This is a genomic window from Hydrobacter penzbergensis, from assembly GCF_900106985.1.
In the GTDB taxonomy this organism is placed as follows: domain Bacteria; phylum Bacteroidota; class Bacteroidia; order Chitinophagales; family Chitinophagaceae; genus Sediminibacterium; species Sediminibacterium magnilacihabitans.
Window position 1 is genome coordinate 73576 of sequence record NZ_FNNO01000019.1, and the last position, 6514, is coordinate 80089.

The window sequence follows — 6514 nt, forward strand, 5'->3', positions numbered from 1 at the left end:
CAGGGTACCATACATAGACCCTGTTTTACTAAAAATGACCTCCTCCAGGCACGAGGGGGTTATTTTTGTTTTCGTACTCATTTTGCTGGTGATTTACATTAGTTTATACTTACTTCAGATATTCGCCAGCATCAAGTTTCAATGGCTAGTTAATTTTGTAATCTGTTAACCTGTTTCTCAAGACACTTGATTTTTTCGTCCTGTTGAAGCAGATAGAGTGTCAATTCTTCTATCTTTTTCAATAATAAAGATTGATTATCGCCAACGCTGATACCCTTTTCTTTAATTTCTTTGGCTGAAGGTATTTCCGGAAGATGCTTGTATTGCTTAATAAATTGCCCAACTGCCGCTAACGGAGTAAGTTCATAGGAGGAATCAAACACATAATCTGGCCAAGCCGTTTGGGTCACATACAGTTTCCTGGTTTTGATATTACCATTCACAGACAATTTTTCAGATGGAGCATCCGTTCCAACACCAATATTGCCATTCCGGTATATGGTCATTGATTTTCCTGCGCTACTGCCTAACCACAAGTCGCCGTTCGCATTATCAACCATTTGCATACCTATAAACCCATTTGTAATTCCATTTGCTTTAAGATCGATAGCGCTTATTTGCCCAACGGCATTTCCATAATTCAGGATCAATCCCTGGCTCGTACTGAAAGAGCCAATTTCCAACTTACCCTGAGGATTCTTGGTACCAATACCTAACGGAGCATTATAATTCACTATGTTTCTGGCTAATACAGCTCTATTGTATTGACCAGAAATACCAAGGTAGGTTTTGATATTAGCGGCAGTACCATTATGGCCAAATAGTCTGACCTTAACCGTATATGAGTTCTGTGTTGTTACCAAATGCGATATAGGGATGCGGTAACGTGTATTAACGGTATCCCATTCCACTTCCCCTATGGCTATATTATCCGGAGTAGATCCCATTGCCTCACTGGTACGGCTTTCATTAGTAAATACGGTATTACCAGGATTAAACCCAACCGCAAACAGCTTGGTTAGTTTACCAATTGTATTTTGGTATTCATAGCCTCCTGTAACTTCCAATTCTATATTCCCCAAAAAAGAGGTATTGCCCAAAATAACATCTACTGCCAGATTAGAAGTTCCATTGGGAAAACTTGGCACATAAAATACTTTCTCATAATAACTATTCGTATTCAGTATGCCGTCAAAAGTACCAACAGTTTGTGCATGATTCAATTGATAGCCGTCGAGCATCAAAAGAAGAAGTAGAAGTTTTTTCATAAAGATTCGTGCTATTGTCGTGGTAAGAAAAATTAAATACGAGATGAGTAGTACTCGTACTCGTGCCATTTACAATTTCGCCTGATTGGATAGCTGTATTATTTATGGCATCAAATACCGAAATTCCATAATTCGCATCTGGTCTTGTCTGAACTTTCAGATGGATATTGCCAGTTGATAAATATCCCATATAAAAAGGTGTTGCTGCAATTCCAGTTACATGTAGCTGTACGCTGGGATTCAAAGTACCTATTCCTATCTTACCGCTAGAAGGAAAAGTATTATTTTGAGCAATTGAGATATGCAAAGAACAAAAGCAAACAGTTAAAAAAAACGATAATTTATGCATTTCTATAATTTTAAACCAGGCCTTCAGAAAACTTCTATTATTCTTTGTCATAGTAATTATACTCTTAAGTATAATTATAATCACTTGCTATTGACCTGCATAATGATATTTAAACGTTTTAACAATATTCCCATTCTGGTCTTTAATATCTATTAATCGCCCAGTAAGATCGTAGTCGTAGTACAATATCTTATTACCAGAGTCACACTGGCTTGTCATACCGATAAGAGGTGTATGCGTATAAGTCGCCATTTGAGCACCCTGTGGATAAAGACGTAGTTCATCTATTGATCCAGAACCACTAACGGTAAAAGTTGGATAACTTGCTGTTACCAAATGTTCGTAATACGTCCAGCCTTTGTACGTCCTACCAACAGTCATTGAACCAGAACCTCCCGAGATCATCTTAGGCCCATTGTTACTCCAATAGCTGACAATATATACATTGCCTGATATTAAACCGGATTTGCTGATGGTACCAGTGCCTAGAATACATGATTTTCTTCCGGTAACCGCCGCGCTTATACTATCAATTGTAATAGAATTAGTAACCCAGTTCCCACTACCGTCCGCTTCAAATGAAGTGTAGGCAACTTGTGACAATGAGGCGCTTTTGATTTCCCCTATTATCAAATCATTATTGTAATCCCATAATATAGCATTGGTTATGCCATCTGAGCTATATTGTTGTAGATTTCCCTGGGTATCATACTGATCATATGTAATAATCTTCGGAAAAGCATTTAAATCGGGGGTCGGCTTAATAGTAACCTTGCTGGTAACAATTCTCCCATTTACAGTTGTATAATTTTTATCATACCGATATGTGTTTGTATAAGTACCATAGTTCGACTTCCTTCTTACCGTAATTAGGTCTGTCACTTCAGAAAAAATATTAGCAAGCCACAAACTTGCATCTTTTGTACTCTGATAATAATCGTATGCATGATTGTAATATTCTTCTACATAACCACTATCGCTTGACCTTGTTTGTTTATAACTCAATTGATCATATCCATCAAAACTAAAAACAGTTGCGTTTACAATACTGTCACCTGTGGTAGTATAATCCGTAGTTCTGCTTGTATTGGGTAGACTTTCAAAGTCATATATAGGGTAGTAAGCAGTAAGCGTTTTCGGCAACATCCCTCCGCCATTGTAAAATAGCTGATCATACCCAAGAAACCTTGCCCCATAATAAATAGTAGAAAGATTATTCGTATAAGTATTTTGGGTTTTTCGTAATAAAGTATTCTGTTTATCGTAAATCAAAACAGTCTGCACTTTTCCGTTTTCAAAGTTAGATATGCTGCCAGGCGACCAATTCACAAGCTGTTTAACAACTGGTACTGATATGCTTAATTGCGACATATTATAAGCACTTGTACTAACATTGTCGGGAGTGTTATAAAAAACAGAAACAGTCTTACCAATTGTCACTCCGCTCAAATCCACATTCTGCTTTGCCACAGTATCATAACCAACATAATTTCCCGAGCTAAGTGAATTGGATGAGAAAAATCCTTTTCCACTCATTTCAAAGATTGAATAGGAATTCATAGTTCCGTAAGTACTACTGGTAGGAAAACTTTGAATTGAATTAGCTCTGAATTGTCGGCTCAATTGAACAGGTATGGAAGCCTTTCCAATACTATAGCTATATACCGTACGTTTTGGGCTGGAGGTAATACTATCATTGTAATTAATTGCATGAATTCGTAATCCATTCCCGGAAGAGATTACATTAGATGTGCTTGAAAAATCCGGTACCCAATAATTATTAAACTGGTTCAATTCATATTCAAAAGTAGTGCTGCCCCCGGTTGGGAATTTTATACCCATCAAAATACCCGAAGTAGCATAAGTTAAGTTTGCTGAATTATTATTCCCATTATTGGACAAGCCAGTAATGCCACCTAATTGACCAGAGTTTAACCTGACAGGATTGGGTATTAGAGATTTATTATTCAATTGGCCATTATAGAAACCCCAGAAATCCTGTGCAAGAGAATTCTTTGCCGGTAGCAGGTTTTCATTATAAGTAAAAGAATAAATAGCCCCACTATTATCTTGTATCGATAAAAGTTTGAGCCGAAGATTTGGCGTATTCCCATAATTTGAGGCGCTGTCTGGTTGAAATTGCGTTCCTCCAACCCCGGACGAGTTCCAATAAGTATAATTAAATTGAGCAGATTTAATTACGCTACCAGCAGATTTAACCTTTACGCTGTCTAGCTTTTGTCCTCCGAGAAGGTCGCTTCTGTTTGAAATAAAAAAATCGACTTCTCCGTTAGGAAAGATTATAGAATTTAATGTCAGGCGATTTTCATTCGAGTATGAAATGCTTTTCTCGGTTTGCGCTCCATTCCCTATAGGCAATTGATAGTATCCTTCTACTTGACTAGCCGACCAACTACTACCTAAAGAATTCAAGGTGGTATCCCATTTCTCAGAATAACTAGGGTAGTTATTTACAGTTCCTGATTGGGAGTAATTAAAAAGAATCTGCCTTTTATTTCTGGTAATTATTTTAGTCAGCATCCAAATGCGTGAAGAAGGTAAAGGCGGGCTGCCGCCTGCCAAAAAACCATTGTATGTACTGGTGTAGCTTGTCACAGTAGTGTTTAACTCAAAATCGTACTCTACCCCAGAAGGGTCAAGAATCTGATAGACATCTCCTGTCCTATTTACAGCGTAACCTTGCTTATTCAAAACCAAGATTTGATTATTCAGCGGATTACGAATAAATTTTATCGAATGTCCTAAGAAATTTGCAGTGAAAATATCCGGCTCTGAATCGTAATTGGGGTTCTCAATGATGTCCGTAGCAACAGTCTGGCTGTCCCTGTTTCCATTTAATGGAAGCAAATAAGCGTGAGCAACCGTTTGAGCAGAGAAATTAGTTGTTCCGCTTGTTCCAACTGATATGGGGTAAGCAGAATAAATTCTATAAGAAAAATATGGCTTGCAAGAAACAACCGAATCTCTATTATTCCATCCATAATTTATCAAGCCAGTACTATTATCAGCGTATTTTTGTATATATAAAGACGGTACTGGACTTTCATTCCAATCAGGTTGCAATCTGATAGTAGTTGAAGCATAATCGTCTCGATGGTTAATTTCTTGTACAATAGATCCGAAATTCATATCCCAGCCAAGACCTACCCAGCTGGCTTCCTGACTTACTCGGATTCCTACGGCATGATAAGTTAAATTAATCGGAATCTGAACCCCATCCTCTTTAATCTCATATACTGGGACGGCAATATTGGGTATCCCCGTATATTCGGACACAGGCATTTCACCATATTTCAAAAACTGAAATGCGGAAGGTGAAGATGGGTGATAGTTCTGTAAAATATATTCAGCGTTTTGTGATTTTCCGATCCCTTGCATTAAAATAAAGCAAATGATAATTGAAAAAATTTTTTTCTTCATATATGTATCAATAAATTATTTAAAAAACTGGCATAAATAATTTAAAATCATTTTAGTTTCTCTATCAGCTCCCTGTCGATTTGGATGAAATCTCGTTCATGGCGAGGCCGAACGGGTCATATCGTTTGAAATCCATAGACAATCATTTAGACTTGATATTTTTAAAAAATCCTCTAATATTGATTATTAGGAACCAAAAACATATCAGTATTGTTATTACTTCTGGCAGTACATCTAACGCTGAATAGCTCATTTTTGAATTCCTTGTTAGGTTATTAAAAATAAACTGCACAAATTGATAATATAAGCTGTAAAGGCTTGCTATAATAGCTATAATGTTTATAATGGACTTCATAAAAAATTATTGAATAGTAACTCGAATATTTGGATTTTGTTGCAACCAATTAGCTATCACGTTCGACACTTGCTGGTTATTGATCTTTTGATTAATCAATCCATTTAATTCGTTCCAGAAATTGTCATTATCAATTGGTGTCCTATGTATTGTGCTAAAAGAGTTATTACTTTTCTTTCTAATTTTCTTATCCGCATTTTTTATATCACCGGGACTCGACCTAAACCAATTATTTATTACTGGGTCATTTGTATTTTGATAATCTATGACATATGTACCTTGTCCATCAGGATCTGGATTATCTGTTCCTGGTTTGTTGTTTACGTCCTTATTTGCTTTAATATCTGCAGCCTGGAAAGCATTTAAATGAACCGTTTCTTTCGCTCTCCATCCCATCATTTTAAGGTAGTCTATAATACCCTCACCAAATGCTGCTCCCATACTATGGCTTACAACTTCAAATGTATTATCACCGCCATATACGTTCATTCCATCTGTCAATTCATAATAATGATCGCGTGCATAAGCATATCCATCTTTGCGCCTATCTGCTGCACTTGATAATGCACTGTATTCTACATTAGTAAAATATGGAGTGCCGTAATCATTAAAATATTTTTGTGCTCCGGTTACAAATACACCATTTGCACCATTCCAATACGCTGCACCTCCGTTCGGAGAACCAAATCCTAAGTATCCATTTACAAAAATTATTCTTTGTCCATCAGGGTCAACTGCAATCGTTGGTCTGTTTAATACATACACATATGGACTATTACTTGGATATTTATCACTAAGTTTATCTAAAACACTCCAGCGCCCTAATTGTTGGTCGTACATCCTAGCGCCATAGTCATGCAGCTCTAATCCACTACCATCACTGAACTCCTGGTGTTGTAATTCTTTGCCATTAAACTTGTATCTATTCTCTGGCTTGCTTGCTGCTCTGGAACTGATTCCTGCCATGGTGAGGCCGAACGGGTAATAGTGATCCTCAGACAACAAAGGCCCTCTATTATGCACTACTTGCAGGTTATCAAAGAACACATCGATATCACCCTCTGCATCAGTTTTGGCTTTAGCACAACTTCACCGCTTACA

Annotated in this window: 4 protein-coding genes; all 4 read right to left on the minus strand. The window is 37.1% G+C overall.

The genetic code is table 11. The features are described from left to right. Positions 1-149 precede the first annotated feature (149 nt). The gene (locus BLU98_RS15885; RefSeq protein ID WP_139173982.1) at positions 150-1268 is read right to left on the minus strand and encodes a hypothetical protein; all 1119 of its coding nucleotides are present in this window, start codon (positions 1266-1268) and stop codon (positions 150-152) included. Then, complete coding sequence (locus BLU98_RS17925) at positions 1192-1617, minus strand: hypothetical protein (RefSeq protein WP_257575057.1); 426 nt, start codon at positions 1615-1617, stop codon at positions 1192-1194. Before BLU98_RS17925 ends, BLU98_RS15885 begins: the two co-directional genes overlap by 77 nt. Positions 1618-1704: 87 nt before the next feature. Further along, positions 1705-5058, minus strand: a complete 3354-nt coding sequence (locus tag BLU98_RS15890; RefSeq protein WP_092726668.1) for an RHS repeat domain-containing protein — start codon at positions 5056-5058, stop codon at positions 1705-1707. Between the two features lie 361 nt (positions 5059-5419). Next, on the minus strand, positions 5420-6460 hold the full coding sequence (locus BLU98_RS15900) for an RHS repeat-associated core domain-containing protein (protein WP_307777221.1): 1041 nt from the start codon (positions 6458-6460) through the stop codon (positions 5420-5422). Positions 6461-6514 lie beyond the last annotated feature (54 nt).